General features: G+C 72.7%; 14 protein-coding genes. 3 read left to right on the top strand and 11 right to left on the bottom strand.

Annotated elements, in window-relative coordinates; all coding sequences use genetic code 11:
* Positions 1-5 precede the first annotated feature (5 nt).
* Positions 6-2,117: an IucA/IucC family protein gene (locus GFH48_RS11655; RefSeq protein WP_153288200.1), complete on the bottom strand. Its 2,112-nt coding sequence runs from the start codon at positions 2,115-2,117 to the stop codon at positions 6-8.
* Between the two features lie 186 nt (positions 2,118-2,303).
* Positions 2,304-3,716, bottom strand: a complete 1,413-nt coding sequence (locus GFH48_RS11660) for a diaminobutyrate--2-oxoglutarate transaminase family protein (RefSeq protein WP_153288201.1) — start codon at positions 3,714-3,716, stop codon at positions 2,304-2,306.
* A gap of 307 nt (positions 3,717-4,023) precedes the next feature.
* Between GFH48_RS11660 and GFH48_RS11665 the strand changes: the two genes are divergently transcribed.
* Positions 4,024-5,253 (top strand): trypsin-like serine peptidase, encoded by a 1,230-nt coding sequence (locus tag GFH48_RS11665; RefSeq protein WP_153288202.1) that lies wholly within the window; start codon positions 4,024-4,026, stop codon positions 5,251-5,253.
* Positions 5,254-5,407: 154 nt separating this feature from the next.
* Here GFH48_RS11665 and hflX read toward each other — a convergent pair whose 3' ends face one another.
* The 6 genes from hflX to miaA all read right to left on the bottom strand — a co-directional run bounded on the left by hflX (position 5,408) and on the right by miaA (position 13,944).
* Positions 5,408-6,901 carry a GTPase HflX gene (hflX, locus tag GFH48_RS11670; RefSeq protein ID WP_153288203.1) on the bottom strand — a complete coding sequence of 498 codons (1,494 nt, stop codon included), beginning with the start codon at positions 6,899-6,901 and terminating at the stop codon, positions 5,408-5,410.
* 191 nt (positions 6,902-7,092) lie between these two features.
* Entirely contained in the window at positions 7,093-8,661 is a 1,569-nt protein-coding gene (locus GFH48_RS11675) for a M1 family metallopeptidase (RefSeq protein ID WP_153288204.1), read from the bottom strand.
* A gap of 92 nt (positions 8,662-8,753) precedes the next feature.
* Complete coding sequence (locus GFH48_RS11680; protein WP_153288205.1) at positions 8,754-10,931, bottom strand: RelA/SpoT family protein; 2,178 nt, start codon at positions 10,929-10,931, stop codon at positions 8,754-8,756.
* Positions 10,932-11,285: 354 nt separating this feature from the next.
* The gene (dapF, locus tag GFH48_RS11685; RefSeq protein ID WP_153288206.1) at positions 11,286-12,155 is read right to left on the bottom strand and encodes a diaminopimelate epimerase; all 870 of its coding nucleotides are present in this window, start codon (positions 12,153-12,155) and stop codon (positions 11,286-11,288) included.
* A 166-nt stretch (positions 12,156-12,321) separates the two neighbouring features.
* On the bottom strand, positions 12,322-12,897 hold the full coding sequence (locus GFH48_RS11690; protein WP_153292865.1) for a hypothetical protein: 576 nt from the start codon (positions 12,895-12,897) through the stop codon (positions 12,322-12,324).
* 108 nt (positions 12,898-13,005) lie between these two features.
* The gene (gene miaA / locus GFH48_RS11695) at positions 13,006-13,944 is read right to left on the bottom strand and encodes a tRNA (adenosine(37)-N6)-dimethylallyltransferase MiaA (protein ID WP_153288207.1); all 939 of its coding nucleotides are present in this window, start codon (positions 13,942-13,944) and stop codon (positions 13,006-13,008) included.
* A gap of 413 nt (positions 13,945-14,357) precedes the next feature.
* On the opposite strand from miaA, the gene GFH48_RS39085 reads away from it, so the two are divergent.
* The gene (locus GFH48_RS39085; RefSeq protein ID WP_228120524.1) at positions 14,358-14,534 is read left to right on the top strand and encodes a gliding motility protein; all 177 of its coding nucleotides are present in this window, start codon (positions 14,358-14,360) and stop codon (positions 14,532-14,534) included.
* A gap of 24 nt (positions 14,535-14,558) precedes the next feature.
* On the top strand, positions 14,559-14,819 hold the full coding sequence (locus tag GFH48_RS11705; RefSeq protein ID WP_153288209.1) for an antitoxin: 261 nt from the start codon (positions 14,559-14,561) through the stop codon (positions 14,817-14,819).
* A 118-nt stretch (positions 14,820-14,937) separates the two neighbouring features.
* Here GFH48_RS11705 and GFH48_RS11710 read toward each other — a convergent pair whose 3' ends face one another.
* The 3 genes from GFH48_RS11710 to GFH48_RS11720 form a co-directional block, all read right to left on the bottom strand.
* Positions 14,938-15,660 (bottom strand): class III extradiol dioxygenase subunit B-like domain-containing protein, encoded by a 723-nt coding sequence (locus GFH48_RS11710; RefSeq protein ID WP_153288210.1) that lies wholly within the window; start codon positions 15,658-15,660, stop codon positions 14,938-14,940.
* A 35-nt stretch (positions 15,661-15,695) separates the two neighbouring features.
* Positions 15,696-17,222, bottom strand: a complete 1,527-nt coding sequence (gene miaB / locus GFH48_RS11715) for a tRNA (N6-isopentenyl adenosine(37)-C2)-methylthiotransferase MiaB (RefSeq protein WP_153288211.1) — start codon at positions 17,220-17,222, stop codon at positions 15,696-15,698.
* Between the two features lie 298 nt (positions 17,223-17,520).
* The gene (locus GFH48_RS11720) at positions 17,521-18,489 is read right to left on the bottom strand and encodes a LysR family transcriptional regulator (protein WP_153288212.1); all 969 of its coding nucleotides are present in this window, start codon (positions 18,487-18,489) and stop codon (positions 17,521-17,523) included.
* Between the last annotated feature and the right edge of the window lie 28 nt (positions 18,490-18,517).

Here is an 18,517-nt window from a genome sequence, read left to right on the forward strand (position 1 = left end):
GTCCCTCAGGAAAGAAGGGGGTTGGCGACAGTGACGTACACGGACTGGGTGTCGACCGGGCCGACGAGTTCGTCGAGGCCGTGCAGCCGGGTGAGCAGGTTGGCCTTGCAGCGCAGCACGGGCGAGTCGAGCAGGTGGGAGGGCAGGGGCGTGTCCAGTCGTCCCGGGCCCGTGGCCACCCCGGCGAGGAAGCGGCGGAACGCGGCGAGCAACAGCCCCTCGTCGGCCAGGTGTTGGGAGCCGAACGCGCCGATGAGGCCGAACACGTTGTTGATCGCGAGGTAATAGGCGAAACGTTCGTCGGTGACCTCGTCGCAGACGAAGGTGTCGCTGTGCGCGCCGATGCCGGGCAGCCGGGCGTCGAGTTCCGCGCGCCGTGACGCGCGGAAGTAGTAGCCCTGGTTGTCGCGGTAGCGGCCGCCCGCGGGCCATCCCTCGGGGTCGAGGAGGACCAGGGTGTTCTGCTGGTGGGCCTCCAGCGCGATCCCGGCCTCGCCGTCCAGCCAGAGCACGGGGCGGACGACCTGTTCCAGGTAGCGCAGGAACCACTCGGTGGCGACGGCCCCCCGGGGCCGGGCGGCGCGGCCGGCGATCCGGGTGACGATCTCGGCGAGCCGGGACCGCATGACGGGTCTCGGCTCGGCGTCGGCGCCGGTGCCGGGCCGGGCGTGCGGCCGGGGCGAGACCAGTCCGGCGACGCAGGCGACGTCGTCCGTCGCGCCGAAGGGGCTGTGGCGGATCATCACGTCGAGCCCGGTCAGGGGCGTCCCGTCGGGATCGTCGACACCGAGCCAGGCCGGGTCGCGGACGATGTCGAAGCCCGGGTGGACGGCCTGCCACTGCTTGGACAGGCCACCGCGCAGCAGCCGGTGGACCTCCACACCGCGGTGGAGCTCCTTACGGAGGTTCTCCCGACGGGAGTTGGTGATCCGCAGGCCCAGCGACAGTTTCAGCATCGCGGGGACGCCGGTGCGGTAGAGGGTCCGGACCGAGGACGTGGGGTGCCAGGGGGAGCCGTACGGGCCGAGGTCCCGGAGCATTCCGGCGTCGAGCAGGGCCGCGGTCCCGGGGCGGTGCCGGACCTCGCCCATCTGCCACGGGTGCACCGGCAGGGCGGCGTACCCGTCGGGCAGGGGCAGGCCGGCTCCGGCCAGCCGCACGGTGAGCTGCTGAGCGCGCACGGGACGGCCGCGCTCCGTCCACGCCGAGTCGGACGCCAGCAGCGAGGGGGCGACCGCCATCCAGTGCAACGGGAACGAGCCGCGCAACTCGGGTGAGTACAGCGGCATCTCGGACTCGGAGAGTTCCTCCCGGCTCTTCGGGGCGGGGTGCAGGGGGTGCCCGAGCAGGAGCGCCTGCTCGGCCGCGAGAAAGAGGTCGGGGGTGTCGGCGGGCCGCTCTCTGCGGTCGCTGATGAACACCGCGGTCCTGCGTACCGAGTCGGCGACCCGTCCGACCAGGTCGGATCCGTCGCCGACCGCGTGGTACGAGGGTGGACCCGCGACGTACGGGAGCGCGCCGCCCGTACCGCACACGGAGCGGATGCCGGAGCCGGAGCCGGTATGGACGTCCGCGTCGGCATCCGCGTCGGCGTCCGCGTCGGCGTCGGCGTCGGCGTCGGCGTCGGACGTGGGCGCCGCGTCTCCCTCCGGTACCGGGTCGATCGCGGACGTCGTCCCGGGGCCCGGCGCCGGCTGGCGCGCGAGCAGCGCCGCCACGGTGACCGCGTCGGCGGGCGGTGCTCCCTCGGGGGCGTCGGCGAGATACGGGAGCCCGAAGCGGTGCCAGCCCGTCGCGGACCAGTAGTGGACCGGGACCAGGAGGGACGTCCCGCTGGCCGGGAGGGGGATGCGCAGGGTGCCGTCGACGGGCGCGGCGAGGTCGTTCTCCCGTACCCAGCAGCGCAGCAGGTTCTCCACCGCGGCGGCCTGGGCCGCGATGTGCGCGACGGGATGCTCCAGCGGGTCGGTGGTGGCGCCGCGCAGTCGCTCGGCCTGCTCGGATCCCCCCTTCTGCCGGGGGACCGACTCGGCGTCCGCGGCGAGCGGGGTGCGCGTGCCACGGCCCGCTCGCTCGGGGGTGACGAAACTGCCGTCGGGTGCGGGGGTGGCGTTCAAGAGAGTTCCTCGTGGGGTCGTTCGGGCTCGTGCGCCGACGAGCCGGGGCGGTACCGGGGTGCGTGGGCCCGTCGGCGTTCCCGGCTGATCCGGGTGGAAGCGGTGGCCAGGGCGGCGGGAGCCGTCGGGGCGAGGTCAGGGGTGCGGTGAGGGGCCCGGACGGCCGGACCGGTCGGCGCGCCCCCCTCAGCCCGATCCCCCGCGCGCCACCGCGCCCACCGCGTCCGCCAGCCGGTCGAGTACCGCGGCCGCCTGTTCGTCGGTGATCGTCAGGGGTGGCAGCAGCCGTACGACGCTGGCGTGCCGGCCGCCCAGTTCGACGATCAGGCCGCGGCGCAGGCACGCGCGCTGCACGGCCGCGGCGAGCTCGGGGGCGGCGGGCCGGGGTCCGTCGGCGGCCTGCCCCTCCGGCGTCCCGGGGTGCACCAGCTCGACACCGATCATGAGCCCGCGGCCCCGTACGTCGCCGATGCAGGAGAACTCACCGGCGAGGCACCGGAGTTCGGTGATCATGCGGGTGCCCAGGGTCGCGGCGCGCTCCGCGAGCCGGTTCTCGCGGACGTACGCGAGGGTCGCCGTGCCCGCGGCCATCGCGAGCTGGTTGCCGCGGAAGGTACCGGCGTGCGCGCCCGGCTGCCAGACGTCGAGGTCGTCGCGGTAGACGACGACCGCCAGCGGCAGGCTGCCGCCGATGGCCTTGGACAGGACCATCACGTCGGGGGTGATCCCGCTGTGTTCCACCGCCCAGAAGGTGCCGGTCCGGCCCACTCCCGTCTGGACCTCGTCCGCGATCAGCGGGATGGACCGGGCCGCCGTGATCTCGCGCATCCGCCGCATCCAGACGTCCGGCGCGGGAATCACCCCGCCCTCGCCCTGGACCGGTTCGAGGATCATCCCGGCGGGCAGCGGCACGCCCGACTTGGTGTCGTCGAGCACGGACTCGGTCCAGCGCGCGGCGAGTTCGGCGCCGCGCTCGCCGCCGATGCCGAAGGGGCAGCGGTAGTCCTGGGGGTAGGGCAGACGGGCGACCCTGACGTCGCTCGCGCCGCCGGACGCCTCGAGCGCGCCCGCCGTCATCCCGTGGTAGGCGCCGGTGAACGCGAGCAGTCCGGCGCGTCCGGTGGCCGCGCGCACCAGTTTGAACGCGGCCTCGACGGCATCGGTCCCGGCGGGTCCGCAGAACTGCACCCGCGCGCGTGCGGCGAACTCCGGTGGCAGGGTGCGGAACAGCTCGGTGGTGAAGGCGTCCTTGACGGGGGTGGCGAGGTCGAGGACGTGCAACGGCGCCCCGGAGTCGAGGACTTTCCTGATCGCCTCCAGGACGACCGGGTGGTTGTGGCCGAGGGCCAGGGTCCCCGCTCCGGAGAGGCAGTCGAGGTAACGGCGCCCGTCCGCGCCCTCGATGGTCAGCCCACGTGCCCTCACGGGAACGATCGGCAGGGCGCGCGCGTAGGTACGCGCCGCCGATTCGCGCGCCGACTGGCGCCGCAGAATTCCCTCGTGCGCCGCGCGCGCCCCCTCGGAGGCGCCCGGCGAACCCTCCCGTGTCTCCTCGGGCTCGCGCCCCACCGGCACCACCGCAGACTCGGTCACCGCCACGACTTCAGGTCCTCCCGCTGTGCAGACGCGAGTTGGCGGAGAGCACTGAACGCACGGTGCAGGCCCCCCGTACGTACCAACGACGTGACCGGCGTGGGGAAGCGGGTGATCCGAAGATCCTTGCCGTGACGGAACCGTTGCCGTTCCGTGGGATGTCCCCGACAGCGAGCGCATAGTGTGTGGTGCCGTTCAGCGATATCGAACGATCGCCGGTCCCGGCCGGCCATCGGCGCCCGCGGTCCCGTGCCAGGAGGTCCCGGACCGGCGGATCCTGACAAGTTCTCTTACGCCCAGGGGGAGTTACACCATGCCATCCATACGCCCGCCCTTCACCGCCCGTCGAGGCGGGAGCGCGCGCCGCACGACCTCCCCCGCCCTGGCCGCGGTCGGCCTGGCCGCGACCCTGGCACTGACCGCCACCGCCTGCGACTCGGGCAGCAGTACGGCGAGCGACCGGCCCAGCACGCCGGCGTCCCAGAACGGCGACGACAAGATCAAGATCCCGGACGACATCAAGAACAAGCTCAAAGAGCACGGGATCGACATCGACAAGTGGAAGAACGGCGCCTGGAAGAACTGGGACAGGGACGACTGGCTGCGCGAGGCCAACGACTTCGTCAACCCCATCATCAAGGGGCTGTGGAACCCGGACCGGATGCGCGGCGCCGACGACCCGGACCAGAACAAGGGCGTCGACGAGAACGACCTCTCCGGTGACCAGGGCGTCACCGACCCGACCCCGGCCCCGGTGGCGGCGAAGGCCGTGAGCCCCGCGTACCACGACAGCGTGCCCGAGGCGGGGAAGGTGTTCTTCGACTCCCCCGAGGGCACGATGGTCTGCTCGGCGACCGTGGTCGAGGACCCGGCGCATCCGGGCAAGTCGAACCTCGTGTGGACGGCGGGGCACTGTGTGCACGCCGGCAAGAAGGGCGGCTGGTACCGCAACATCGCCTTCGTGCCCTCGTACAACAGCGCCGGCAAGACGTCCGCCGAGCTGCAGAACGCCGGCCGGACGGAGGTCGCTCCGTTCGGTGTCTGGTGGAGCGACTGGGCGCAGACCTCGGACCAGTGGATCGAGCAGGGCGGCTCGACGGGCGGTCAGGGCGCGTCGTACGACTACGCGGTGCTGCACGTGACGCCCGAGAAGGGCGGCGACGGCAAGTCCCTGGAGGAGACGGTCGGCGCGGCGCTCCCGGTGGACTTCGACGCTCCGGCCGTGCCGAAGGTCGCGCGCATCACGGCGACCGGCTATCCGGCGGCGGCGCCGTTCGACGGCCAGAAGCTGTACCAGTGCACGGACCGGCCCGGCCGGCTCTCGATCGCCCAGGCGGACCCGACGATGTACCGCATCGGCTGCACCATGACCGGCGGTTCCTCCGGCGGCGGCTGGGTGGCGGCCGGCTCGGACGGCAAGCCCGCGCTGGTGTCCAACACCTCGATCGGCCCGGTCAGCGCGGGCTGGCTGGCGGGTCCGCACCTGGGCGAGGTGGCCAAGGGTGTGTACGACTCGGTGAGCAAGAAGTTCGCGGGCCGCTAGGACGACGCGCGGGAGCGGGACGCACGGCCGCCGAGCCGCGCGGGCCCGTGCCGGCGACGATCCGCGTGGACGAAGGCCCGCCCCCTCGCGCAGGGGGCGGGCCTTCGTCCATGTGGATCCAGGAACCCGGCGGGAACCGGGGAACCGGGTGGAGCTAGAGCGCCGGGGCCGGGACGTACGGCGTGAGATCCGCCGCCAGTTCCTCGTGGACCCGGACCTTGAGCAGCGTGCCCTCCGGGGTGTGCTCCTCGGAGATCACCTCGCCCTCGGAGTGGGCGCGCGCGACCAGCCTGCCGTGGGTGTACGGCACGAGCGCCTCGATCTCGACGGAGGGGCGCGGCAGCTCGTTGTCGATGAGCGCGAGCAGCTCGTCGATGTTCAGGCCGGTGCGTGCCGAGACGGCGATGGAGCGCTTCTCGTTGCGCATCAGGCGCTGGAGGACCAGCGGGTCGGCCGCGTCCGCCTTGTTGATCACCACGATCTCGGGGACGCCGGTGGCGCCGACGTCCCGGATGACCTCGCGCACGGCGGCCAGCTGCTCCTCCGGCGCCGGGTGCGATCCGTCGACCACATGCAGGATCAGGTCGGAGTCGCCGACCTCCTCCATCGTGGAACGGAACGCCTCGACGAGGTGGTGCGGCAGATGCCGTACGAAGCCGACGGTGTCCGCGAGCGTGTAGATCCGCCCGCTGGGCGTCTCGGCACGGCGCACGGTCGGGTCCAGGGTGGCGAACAGCTCGTTCTGCACCAGGACGCCCGCGCCGGTCAGGCGGTTGAGCAGGGAGGACTTGCCGGCGTTGGTGTAACCGGCGATGGCGACCGAGGGCACCTTGTTCCTGCGCCGCTCCTGGCGCTTGATCTCGCGGCCGGTCTTCATCTCCGCGATCTCCCGGCGCATCTTCGCCATCTTCTCGCGGATCCGTCGCCGGTCCGTCTCGATCTTCGTCTCACCGGGACCACGGGTGGCGAGGCCGCCGCCCTTGCCGCCGCCCATCTGGCGGGACAGCGACTGACCCCAGCCGCGCAGTCTCGGCAGCATGTACTGCATCTGCGCGAGCGCGACCTGTGCCTTGCCCTCCCGGGACTTGGCGTGCTGGGCGAAGATGTCGAGGATCAGGGCCGTACGGTCGATGACCTTGACCTTGACCACGTCCTCCAGGTGGATCAGCTGGCCGGGGCTCAGCTCGCCGTCGCAGATCACGGTGTCGGCGCCGGTCTCCAGGACGATGTCCCGCAGCTCGTTGGCCTTGCCGGATCCGATGTACGTGGCCGCGTCGGGCTTGTCGCGGCGCTGGACGACACCGTCGAGCACGAGCGCGCCCGCGGTCTCCGCCAGGGCGGCCAGCTCGGCGAGCGAGTTGTCCGCGTCCTGGATGGTTCCCGAGGTCCAGACACCGACGAGTACGACGCGCTCCAGGCGGAGCTGTCGGTACTCGACCTCGGTGACGTCCTCGAGTTCGGTGGAGAGTCCGGCGACGCGGCGCAGGGCCGCGCGCTCGGAGCGGTCGAACTGGTCGCCGTCCCGCTCTCCGTCGATCTCGTGGCTCCAGGCGACGTCCTCTTCCATCAGGGCATCGGCCCGAAGACCTTCGGGATAGTTCTGCGCGAGGCTCTGCGCGTCCTGGGAAGGGGAAGAAGAGGAGGTCATTGGATCCTTACGTCGATGGGGGCACCGGAGCGTCACTGGCGACACCGGTTCGGCGACGGACCACGCCCGTCTGTGGGAACAACGTCCGGGGCCTCCGGGAGATTCCCGGATTCCACCGGGCCGACCCCCCGCGGGGGCCGCGCCGCCGACCTGGAGATGGTCGCACGGCACGGCCCGTCTCGTCATGCGAGTTACCGGGTGCCCTCGCGGGCCTTCGGGGCGTCGCTCCGCCAGTCCGGGTGCCCGGGCATCGGGGGCGTCGTCCTCCCGTACAGCCAGGCCTGGAAGAACCCGCTCAGGTCGCGGTTGCCGATGCTGGAGGCGAGCCGTTCGAAGTCCGCGGTCGAGGCCGTTCCGTCGCGGTGGACGGCCACCCAGGCCCGCTCCAGGCGTTCGAAGGCGGGCTGTCCGATCTCCTGGCGCAGCGCGTACAGGACGAGCGCGGCGCCGTCGTAGACGTTCGGCCGGAAGATGCTGATCTTCTGGCCCGGCCTGGGCCCCTTCGGCGCGGCGGGCGGGCCGCCGGCGGCCCGCCCGGTGTCGGACGCGCGGTAGGCCGCCTTCATCCGGGTCTCCATGGGCCGTTTCCCCCTCTCCTGCGCGTACAGGGCCTCGTACCAGGTGGCGTGCCCTTCGTTGAGCCACAGGTCGGACCACTCACGCGGAGTGACGCTGTCGCCGAACCACTGGTGCGACAGCTCGTGCACCATGATCGACTCGACGTACCACTTGGGGTAGGCGGGCTGGGTGAAGAGCTCCCGCTCGAACAGCGACAGCGTCTGGGTCTCGAGTTCGAAGCCGGTGGTCGCCTGCGCCATCAGCAGGCCGTACGTCTCGAAGGGGTACCGGCCGACCTTGCTCTCCATCCAGGCGATCTGGTCGGGGGTCTTCCTGAGCCACGGTTCGAGCCGTTCGCGGTCCTTGGTGGGCACGACGTCGCGCACCGGCAGGCCGTGCGGGCCCGTGCGGTGCAGGACCGTGGAGCGGCCGATGGAGACCTGGGTCAGCTCGGTGGCCATGGGGTGCTGCGTGCGGTACGTCCAGGTGGTGGCCCCGGACGCGCGGACCACCCCGGCCGGCAGTCCGTTGGCCACGGCCGTGTATCCCTCGGGCGCGGTGACGCGGATGGTGAACATCGCCTTGTCGGAGGGGTGGTCGTTGCACGGGAAGACGAGGTGGCCCGCGTCGGCCTGGTTGGCCATGGCGAGTCCGTCCTTGGTCCGCACCCAGCCGCCGTCCTGGTCGCCGCGGGCCACCGGATCGCTGTGGTGCCGCACGGTGATCCGCATCCAGCCGCCGGCGGGCACCGGTTGCGCGGGGGTCACCACCAGGTCCTCACCGGCGTTCGTGAACGCCGCCGGTGACCCGTTGACCTCGACCGATCCCACCGTGCCGTGCGCGTGGTCGAGATTGACACGGTCGAGTCGCCGCGACGTCACCGCGTCGATGGTGGTGACGGCCGCCAGTGGTTCCGTGTTCTTGCCGGTGTAGGCGAAGGAGAGGTCGTACGACTTCACGTCGTACCCGGGATTGCCCAGGTGGGGGAAGAGGCGGTCGCCGATGCCCAGGGGCGTCGCCGGGGACGGGGCGCTCGCGGCGACGAGGCAGACGGAGACGGCGGAGGCGAGCAGTGCCGCCCTGACGCGGGGGCTCCTCGGGCCTCGGGGTGTGACGCCGGGTGCGGTGGGGCCGATGGTCGGGGCGTCGGGGGTGCCGGACGTGCTGGGGCGGTCGGTCCTGGAGCGGGGGGTGAGCAGCATGGACCACGGCTACCAGCGGTCGTCCCTCCCGCGCCGGAGACGCGCTCCGGGCCCACCCGAACGTGTGCTAATGCGCGGCGGCAGCACGTGTGCTACTGCGCGGCGGCAGCGGCGTGCTGCGCCCTGTTCACGTCGTACACGCCCGGCACGTTCCGCATCGCCCGCATCAGCCCGGGGAGACGGGCCGCGTCGGGGAGTTGGAGCGTGTAGGTGTGACGTACGCGCTGCTGGCTGGGGGGTTCGACGGTCGCGGAGACGATCGCGGCGCCCTCCAGGGCGATGGCTTCGGTGAGGTCGGCGAGCAGGTGGGGGCGCCCGAAGGACTCGGCGACCAGCGTGACGCGGCACTCGGTGGTGTCGCCCCAGCTCACTTCGACCTCCGCGCGTCCGGCGCCCTTCATGCGCGCCACTCCGGCGCACTCGACCCGGTGCACGGTCACCACCCCTCCGCGTACGGCGAAGCCGGTCACCCGGTCGGGCGGTACGGGGGTGCAGCAGCCCGCGAGGCGTACGGAGGCGCCCGGCTGTTCGACGACGGCGTTCGCGGCGGCGGGTCGGGCCGCGGGTGCCTCGGCGGGCGGTCTGGGGGCCGCGGCGGGTGCCTCGGCGGGCTCCGTGTCGCGGGGTGAGGGGTGCGCGGCCAGCCAGCGCTGGATGGCGATCCGGGCGGCGGGCGTGTGGGCGTGCTCCAGCCACTCCCTGGAGGGTTCCGAAGCGGGGTCCTGTCCCATCAGGAGCTGCACGGTGTCGCCGTCCTTCAGCACCGTGCTGAGCGTCGCGAGCCGTCCGTTGACACGGGCGCCGATACAGGCGTGCGCGTCGTCGCCGTACTGGGCGTACGCGGCGTCCACGCAACTGGCGCCCTCGGGCAGGCCCAACGAGCCGCCGTCGGCCCGGAAGACGGTGATCTCGCGGTCCTGGGCGAGGTCCTCGCGCAGGGTGGACCAGAACGTGTCCGGGTCCGGGGCGCCCTGCTGCCAGTCGAGGAGGCGGGAGAGCCAGCCGGGGCGGGTGGGGTCGACCCGCTCGCCGTCCGCCGCCCGTTCGCCCTCGCCGTCCGGCTGCTCCTCCGCGGGAGCGGTGTAGGGGTTGCCGAGGGCGATGACGCCGGCCTCGGCGACCTTGTGCATCTGGTGGGTACGGATGAGGACTTCGGCCACCTGGCCGTCACCGCTCGCCACGGCCGTGTGCAGCGACTGGTACAGGTTGAACTTGGGGACCGCGATGAAGTCCTTGAACTCCGACACCACGGGCGTGAGACAGGTGTGCAGTTCACCGAGGACGCCGTAGCAGTCGGCGTCCTCGTTCACGAGCACCAGGAGCCGCCCGAAGTCCGCGCCGCGCATGGGCCCGCGCTTGCGCGACACGCGGTGCACGGACACGAAGTGCCGCGGCCTGATGAGGACTTCGGCCTGGATCCCGGCGTCGCGCAGGACACCGCGTACCTCTACGGCGATCTCCGCGAGCGGGTCGCCGACGCGCGCCGCGTTGTCGACGATCAGCTCCCTGGTGTGCTCGTACTCCTCGGGGTGCAGGATCGCGAAGACCAGGTCCTCCAGTTCGGTCTTCAGCGCCTGGACACCGAGGCGTTCGGCGAGCGGGATCAGGACGTCCCTGGTCACCTTGGCGATCCGGGCCTGTTTCTCGGGGCGCATCACGCCGAGGGTCCGCATGTTGTGCAGCCGGTCGGCGAGTTTGATCGACATCACGCGGACGTCGTTGCCGGTCGCGACCAGCATCTTGCGGAAGGTCTCGGGTTCGGCGGCTGCTCCGTAGTCGACCTTCTCCAACTTGGTGACGCCGTCGACGAGATAGCAGACCTCGTCACCGAACTCGGAGCGCACCTGATCAAGCGTCACCTCCGTGTCCTCGACGGTGTCGTGGAGCAGGGAGGCGGTCAACGTCGTTGTCTCGGCGCCGAGTTCGGCGAGGATCAGGGTCACCGCGAGCGGGTGGGTGATGTACGGCTCGCCGCTCTTGCGCATCTGGCCCCGGTGCGAGGACTCCGCCAGCACGTACGCCCTGCGCAGCGGTTCCATGTCCGCGTCGGTGTGGTGGGCGCGGTGGGCCTCCGCGACGTGGCCGATCGCGTCGGGCAGCCGGTCGCGGGCGGTCGGGCCGAGCAGCGCGGCCCGGCCGAGGCGGCGCAGGTCGATCCGCGCGCGGCCCTTCCTGCGTGCTGGGGCTCCCCCCTGTTCCAGCGGAACCGAGCGCTGGGGGGAGGGCGTTGCAGGGCCTGGCGTCGCGGGATTCGTCGCCTCCGCACTCATGGGCACCTCCGGCTGCGTAGACCGGCGGACGGGGTGCCCATGGCGTACACGGCTCAGGGGTTGGCGTCGATCCCCCGTCCGGGCCGGTGCTTGATGCTACCGAGCCCACCACGCCCGGCTGACCACCTCTCGCCCAGCGTGAAACGGATCACCCATTCGAGCGAAGGTTCAGAGGTTTGCCGTTTCCGGGTTCCGGGCGGGGCCGGACGATGCGAGGCCGGGTCGGCCGAAGGCGGGTGACACCGCGTCGGACCAGGCCTTGTGACGGTGGACCGGGCGAGGATCCGTGACGCCGTGTCGGACGGTCGGGGCACATCCAGGGGCGTGCGGCGGCTTCCGCGGCGAGGTGTCCGCTCAGAGCCGGACGGCGGCCAGCCACTCCGCGTCGATGTCGCCCTCGGCGACGATCACCGCGGGGCCGGTCATCTCGATCCCGCCGTCGGGGTGCTCGGTGATCACCAGGCGTCCGCCGGGCACGTCGACGGTGTACGTCACCGGGGTTCCGGTGACGGCCGGGTCGGCGCCGTCGCGGCGGGCCGTGGCGACGGCCACCGCGCAGGCGCCCGTGCCGCACGAACGGGTCTCTCCGGAGCCGCGTTCGTGGACGCGCAGGGCGACGTGGCGCGGGCCCCGGTCGACCACGAACTCGACGTTGACCCCGTCCGGGTAGGCGGACGCCGGCGTGACGGGCGGCGGTGTGAACAGGGTGCCGGCCTGGCCGAGGTCGTCCACGAAGGCGACGGCGTGCGGGTTGCCCATGTTCACGTTGCGCGCGGGCCAGCTGTGCGCGCCGACGCTCACGGTGACGTCCCCCGCCGGGAGGACCGCCCTGCCCATGCCGACGGTGACGTCCCCGTTCTTGGCGAGGTGCACGCTCTTCACACCGGCGCGCGTGGCGATCGTGATATCCCCCTCGGCCACATGTCCGGCCCGCTGGAGGTAGTGCGCGAACACACGGACTCCGTTGCCGCACATCTCCGCGACCGAACCGTCGCCGTTGCGGTAGTCCATGAACCACTCCGCCTCGGCGGCCATCTCCGCCGCCTCGGGGTGCGCGGCGGACCGTACGACGTGCAGCAGACCGTCGCCGCCGATGCCCGCGCGGCGGTCGCACAGGGCGGCCACGGCGGCCGGGGGCAGGTCGACGGCGTTCTCCGGGTCGGGGACGATCACGAAGTCGTTCTCGGTCCCGTGACCCTTGAGGAAGGCGATCCGCGTGCTCATCCCTCGATCGTACGGGGTCGGGCCCGGCCGGTCCGGTCCGGCACCGCGTCCACGACGGACGCCCGCCCCGGCGGGCTCGGCGCGGTCGGGCTCGGCGCGGTCCGGCTCGGCGCAGTCCGGCTCGGCGCAGTCCGGCTCGGCGCAGTCGGGCTCGGCGCGGTCCGGCTCAGCGCAGTCGGGCCACGCGCCCCACGGCGAGCACCGCCACCGCGGCGACCACCACGACGTACGCGAGCACGACGCGCCAGTCCAGCCGGCGGCCGGAGCCGCGCGCGGGGAAACCCGGCAGGGCGTAGCCCACGCGGCGGGCGGCCATCATGCCCCAGCCGGCGGCGCACAGGCAGATCAGCAGGCCGAGCATGGCGACCACGGCACCGCCGTCGCCGAACTCGAAGGCCAGCGGGAACGCGAACATCAGTGAGCCCGTCGCGGCCAGGACGACGATCGGCGCGAGCTGCCAGATGCGCAGCCGGCGCTGCGGACGCAGCTCGACCTCGACCTCGGGTCCCGGGGACATCTCGTCCGGGCCCGGTCCGTCGGCGGTGACGCCGCCGGGAGACTCCTCGGGTCCGTCGGAGATCAGTGGATCACCGTCGGAGCCCGGCCGCTCGTCGTGGCCCAGCCGTTCCCCGTCGAGACCTGTCCGGTCGCCGTCGAGGCCCTGCGGCCGCCGCGGCTCCGGCAGCTCCTGCGCGGTGTCCTGCTCCGCGTCCTGTGCGGTGTTGCGAGGGCCGGCCTCCATCGCCACGCGCCCTCCCAACTCGGACTCCACATTGTCGATCGAAGCTCGATGATGGCACGGCGCCGGAGGCCCCGATGGCGGCCGGAGCGTCCCGATGCCATGACGTGATCAGGCTGTGACCGGTCGTTCGACCAACGTCAGCGCGAGCTGTGGAAGTTCCGCGAGGTCCGCCGCGGCGCCGCTGAGCCAGTGCACCCGGGGATCACGCCGGAACCACGAATCCTGACGGCGCGCGAAGCGTTTGGTGGCGCGTACGGTCTCGGCGCGCGCCTCGGCGTCGGTGCACTCCCCGGCGAGCGCCGCGAGCACCTGCTGGTACCCGAGCGCGCGCGACGCCGTGCGCCCCTCGCGCAGCCCTCGCGCCTCCAGCTCCCGGACCTCGTCGACGAGTCCGGCCTCCCACATCCGGTCGACACGCCGCGCGATGCGTTCGTCGAGCTCGGGACGCGTGACGTCCACACCGATCTGGAGGGTGTCGTACACCGAGTCGTGGCCGGGGAGATTGGCCGTGAAGGGCTTGCCGGTGATCTCGATGACCTCCAGCGCGCGCACGATGCGGCGGCCGTTGCTGGGCAGGATCGCCTGGGCGGCGCCGGGGTCGGCCACGGCCAGTCGCGCGTGCAGAGCGCCCGAACCGCGCAGTCCGAGTTCCTCCTCCAGGCGGGCGCGCACCTCGGGGTCGGTGCCGGGGAACTCCAGGTTGTCGACGGCGCCGCGCACGTACAGCCCGGAGCCGCCCACCAGGATCGGCCAGCGGCCCTCGGCGAGCAGGGCGTCGATGCGGGCGCGGGCGAGCCGCTGGTACTCGGCGACGCTGGCCGTGACGGTCACGTCCCAGATGTCCAGCAGGTGGTGCGGAACCGCGGCCCGCTCCTCCGGCGTCAGCTTGGCGGTGCCGATGTCCATCCCTCGGTACAACTGCATGGAGTCGGCGTTGACGACCTCGCCTCCGAGACGGCGGGCGAGGAAAACGCCCAGATCGGACTTTCCTGCCGCGGTCGGTCCGACGACGGCGATGACTCGGGGGGCGGGGGGTGCGCTGCTCACCGCCCCAGTCTCGCAAACCCGGGACCCCTCCTCCGACGAGCCGCGTGACGCCACAGGTTCGGGGTCGTTGCCTGTTGCGAGGTTCCGGCCGCCGGTTTTCGAGGACCGGCGCCCCGGGCGGCGCGATGGGACGCACCGGGTGACGCGGAATTTCGCCCTCACGAGTAACGTATGGAGTGGATATGGGCGTTTTTGCACGACTTCTCAGGAGGCCGAAAGCTGCGGAGGAGGCGTCACCCGCCGAGGTGCCCGCCGGTGAACGGACGGCCGGGACCGGTGCCGGGTCCGACGCCGGCGTCACGAAGTCCGACGTCGCGGTCGCGTCCGCCACGACCGACACCGACGGCGGCGTGGCCGAGTCGGCGGATCGGGCAGAAGAGGTGGAAAGGGCGGAAGGGCCGAAGGGATCGTCCGTGAGCGAGAACGGCGAGAGGACGGACGAGAGCGACGGGAACGACCGCGAGGTCGAGGTGGCGGTCGCGGCGACGGGGGCCGCGGGAGCCGCGTCCTCGGACGACGTGGAGATCCCTCAGCAGCAGACCGCCGAGAAGGCCGCCGACAACGGGGCCGGTGAGAGCGCCCGTAAGTAACTGTCCCGCGAGGGAAGGTGGACCATGAGTCTCCTGGACAATCTGAAAGCCAAGCTGGCTCCTGCCAAGGACAAGGTCTCGGACCTCGCGCAGCAGCACGGGGACAAGGTGACCCACGGTCTCGACAAGGCCGCCAAGGTGGTCGACGAGAAGACCAAGGGCAAGTACAGCGACAAGATCCAGACGGGCACGGGCAAGGCGAAGGGCGCCATGGACCGACTCGCGCACAAGGACGACGGCACCATGCCCCCGCCGGACGCGCCCCCACCGCCCCCCACGTTCTGAACGGCACACACCGACGGACGGCCGCGGAGCACCCGGCGCTCCCGGCCGTCCGCCGTGTCCGGACAGGCGTCCCGGCCGTCCGCCATGTACCGGACAGGCGTCCCGGTCGGTACGGGCGCTACGACCAGGCCGCCACCACGTACCCCACCCCGTACGGCGCGTCCTCGTACAACAGGGCACCGCCCAGCTCCGCGTCCTCGGCCGCTCCGGCGAGGACCTGCCAGGGGGCGCGTCCGGAGACCTTCAGCTCGCGGGCGAGCCCGGCGTCCAGCGCCCGCAGCGCCGCCACGTCGGCCGCCCCCAGCGCCCGGGCGACCTCCGCGTCGAAGGCCACCGCGCGCTCGTCGAGATAGCCGGGCGCCTTCAGCGTCCGGCACGCGCTGCCGTCTCCCATCACCAGGAGGGCCACCCGCGCGGCCTGTCCGGCGGCCTCCGCCCCCGCGCTGCGGCACCGCTCGGCCGTGAACGGCTCCGGAACGGCGAGACCCCTCACGGGGGTGTCGGACCAGTCCGTGCGCTCCAGGAGCCAGGCGGCGACGGCGAGCGAGGACGGAAGCGTGCGCTGCGGGGGCGCCGGAGGCGTGCCGCCACCCCGCCCGAGGCGTACGCCGAGGTCCACGCCGAACCCGCGGAACGACCCCGGTGTCCCCTCGGCATAAGCCCCGTGCCCACCGTCCTCGGCGGGGCCCACGACGACCAGCAGGTCGGGCCGCGAGGCGGCGAGCACGCCGAGCGCGTCCGCGCACGCGTCTCGCGCGGCGGCCAGTTCGGGCGCCGCCCCGGCGGCGACCTCGGGCACGAGCAGCGGCGGACAGGGGCAGGCTGCGGCGGCTACAAGCATGATCGGCAGCGTAGCCCTTCGCCGCGCGAGCGGGGTCAGTCGCAGCCGCAGCCGCTGCCCGTCATGACGGGAAGGGGCTCGGGGGCACCGATCTTCGGCAGCCCCAGCATCACGCCGGCGGGCTTCGCCGCCCGAGCCGCGTTGCGCTTGTCCCAGGCGTCCCCCGCGCGCGTGCGGCGCACGTCGAGGACGGCGCCCTCGGCGAGCAGGTGGTGCGGGGCGGCGTAGGTGATCTCGACGGTGACGACGTCACCGGGGCGCACGTCCTGGTCGGGCTTGGTGAAGTGGACCAGGCGGTTGTCGGGGGCGCGGCCGGAGAGGCGGTGCGTGGCGCCGTCCTTGCGGCCCTCGCCCTCGGCGACCATCAGCTCCAGGGTGCGTCCGACCTGCTTCTTGTTCTCGTCCCAGGAGATCTCCTCCTGGAGGGCGACGAGACGCTCGTAGCGCGCCTGGACGACCTCCTTGGGGATCTGCCCCTCCATCGTGGCCGCCGGGGTGCCGGGGCGCTTGGAGTACTGGAACGTGAAGGCGGCGGAGAAGCGGGCCTCGCGGACGGCGTGCATCGTCTGTTCGAAGTCTTCCTCGGTCTCGCCGGGGAAGCCCACGATGATGTCGGTGGTGATCGCCGCGTGCGGGATGGAGGCGCGCACCTTGTCGATGATTCCGAGGAATCGGTCCTGCCGGTACGAGCGGCGCATCGCCTTCAGGACGGTGTCCGAACCGGACTGCATCGGCATGTGCAGCTGCGGCATCACGTTCGGTGTCTCCGCCATGGCCGCGATCACGTCGTCGGTGAAGTCGCGGGGGTGCGGGGAGGTGAACCGGACCCGTTCCAGGCCCTCGATCCGCCCGCAGGCGCGCAGCAGCTTGCTGAAGGCCTCCCGGTCGCCGATGTCGCTGCCGTACGCGTTCACGTTCTGCCCGAGCAGCGTGATCTCGGAGACGCCCTCGCCGACCAGCGCCTCGATCTCGGCGAGGATGTCGCCCGTCCTGCGGTCCTTCTCCTTGCCGCGCAGAGCCGGGACGATGCAGAAGGTGCAGGTGTTGTTGCAGCCGACGGAGATCGACACCCAGGCCGCGTACGCGCTCTCGCGGCGGGTCGGCAGCGTCGAGGGGAACGCCTCGAGCGACTCGGCGATCTCGATCTGCGCCTCTTCCTGGACGCGGGCGCGCTCCAGGAGGACGGGCAGCTTGCCGATGTTGTGCGTACCGAAGACGACGTCCACCCAGGGCGCCTTCTTCACGATGGTGTCGCGGTCCTTCTGCGCCAGACAGCCGCCGACCGCGATCTGCATCCCGGGGCGCTTCGTCTTCATCGGGGCGAGGCGGCCGAGGTTGCCGTAGAGCTTGTTGTCGGCGTTCTCCCGGACCGCGCAGGTGTTGAAGACGACGACGTCCGCGTCGCCGTCGGACCCCTCGGGCGCCCGCACGTAGCCCGCGCCTTCGAGGAGCCCCGAGAGCCGTTCGGAGTCGTGGACGTTCATCTGGCACCCGTAGGTGCGCACCTCGTAGGTCTTCGCATCCTGAACGTCCACCGCGTGGCTCCGGTCGCTGCTGGTCATGCGACAAGGGTAGGCGGTGCCGGGAGTACGTCGTCCCGGCCCCGGAGTCTCCGGTGTGGGCCGACACGGGCGGCGCGGGGAAAGGGGTCCCGACGTCCGCCGGGAGGGTGCCCCTCGGACGTCGGACGTCGGACGCCGGAGATCGGGCATCGGAGATCGGGCATCGGAGATCGGAGATCGGGCATCGGGCATCGGGCATCGGCAGGGCGCCGTGCCGGCCGCGCATGGCCTCACCGCCCGCACCACACGACCCACCATCCCGGGTGGCCGCCCAGCACCCCGTTGGCCGCCCGCCGCGCTAGCCGTACACGACCGACCACGGGCGGGGTGGTCCGGCGGCGGAGCCGGACTCGCCGGTGCGCCTCGGGGCCGCGGCGCGGTCTCCGGCCAGCACCTCCGCGGCGAGTTCCGCGAAGGTCCGGGCGGCCGGATGGGCGGTGCGTCCGGCCGGCCACGCGCCGCTCAGGCGCTGGGTGAGGGGGCGTCCCGTCAGGGCCCGCCAGGCGACCCGGGGCTCCTTGCGGGCGACCGGCCCCGGGTCGAAGGCGACGCCGTGCCCCGCCGTCACCAGGGCCAGCAGGAACTCGGAGCTGGAGGCGTGCCGTACGCGCCCCGGTAGGAAGCCCGCGGCGCGGCAGACGTCGAGGATCTGGTCGTACCGGTCCGGGGCGTGGGCCCGCGGGAAGAGCACCAGGTCGTGGCCGGACAGCTCACCGAGCGCCACCTCCGGGCGCCGGGCCAGCGGCGAGGTGCGGGGCAGGACGACACCGAGGTCCACCGAGACTTCCGGACCGAGGAGCAGCCCGGAGGTGTCGGCGGGACGGTGCACCAGTCCGACGTCGAGTCCGCCGGAGGCGAGCAGCGTGACCTGTTCGCCGGTGGTGACCTCCCGCAGATCGACGCCGAGCCCCGGGGCGCGCTCGGCGCAGGCGGCGAGCAGCGCGGTCAGCACGGCGGCCGCGGTGTCGGGCGGCACACCCGCGCGCAGGGTGCCCAGGCCGCCGTCCCCCGCGCGCCGGGCCAGCATCCGCAACCGGTCCTCGCGGGCGAGGAGTTCACGGGCCTCGTCCCACAGGAGCGCCCCGGCGGCGGTCAGCCGGATCCGCCGGCGGGACCGGTCGAACAGCTCGGCTCCGAGCTCCCTCTCCAGTCGGCGCACCGCCTGACTGAGCGGCGGCTGAGCCATGCCCAGCCGGTCGGCGGCCCGGCTGAAGTGCAGTTCCTCGGCTACGGTGACGAACAGACGCAGGTGGCGCAAGAGATCCACGACGATGGACCTTACGCGAGGGGGCGGG

The sequence above is a fragment of the Streptomyces fagopyri genome, assembly GCF_009498275.1.
Lineage (GTDB): Bacteria > Actinomycetota > Actinomycetes > Streptomycetales > Streptomycetaceae > Streptomyces > Streptomyces fagopyri.

Bases quoted from the DNA above. Each gene is read 5' to 3' on its own strand.
- GFH48_RS11665 (WP_153288202.1), top strand. From the start codon at position 4,024: ATGCCATCCATACGCCCGCCCTTCACCGCCCGTCGAGGCGGGAGCGCG.
- hflX (WP_153288203.1), bottom strand. From the start codon at position 6,901: ATGACCTCCTCTTCTTCCCCTTCCCAGGACGCGCAGAGCCTCGCGCAG.
- GFH48_RS11675 (WP_153288204.1), bottom strand. From the start codon at position 8,661: ATGCTGCTCACCCCCCGCTCCAGGACCGACCGCCCCAGCACGTCCGGC.
- GFH48_RS11680 (WP_153288205.1), bottom strand. From the start codon at position 10,931: ATGAGTGCGGAGGCGACGAATCCCGCGACGCCAGGCCCTGCAACGCCC.
- dapF (WP_153288206.1), bottom strand. From the start codon at position 12,155: ATGAGCACGCGGATCGCCTTCCTCAAGGGTCACGGGACCGAGAACGAC.
- GFH48_RS11690 (WP_153292865.1), bottom strand. From the start codon at position 12,897: ATGGAGGCCGGCCCTCGCAACACCGCACAGGACGCGGAGCAGGACACC.
- GFH48_RS11705 (WP_153288209.1), top strand. From the start codon at position 14,559: ATGAGTCTCCTGGACAATCTGAAAGCCAAGCTGGCTCCTGCCAAGGAC.
- GFH48_RS11710 (WP_153288210.1), bottom strand. From the start codon at position 15,660: ATGCTTGTAGCCGCCGCAGCCTGCCCCTGTCCGCCGCTGCTCGTGCCC.
- miaB (WP_153288211.1), bottom strand. From the start codon at position 17,222: ATGACCAGCAGCGACCGGAGCCACGCGGTGGACGTTCAGGATGCGAAG.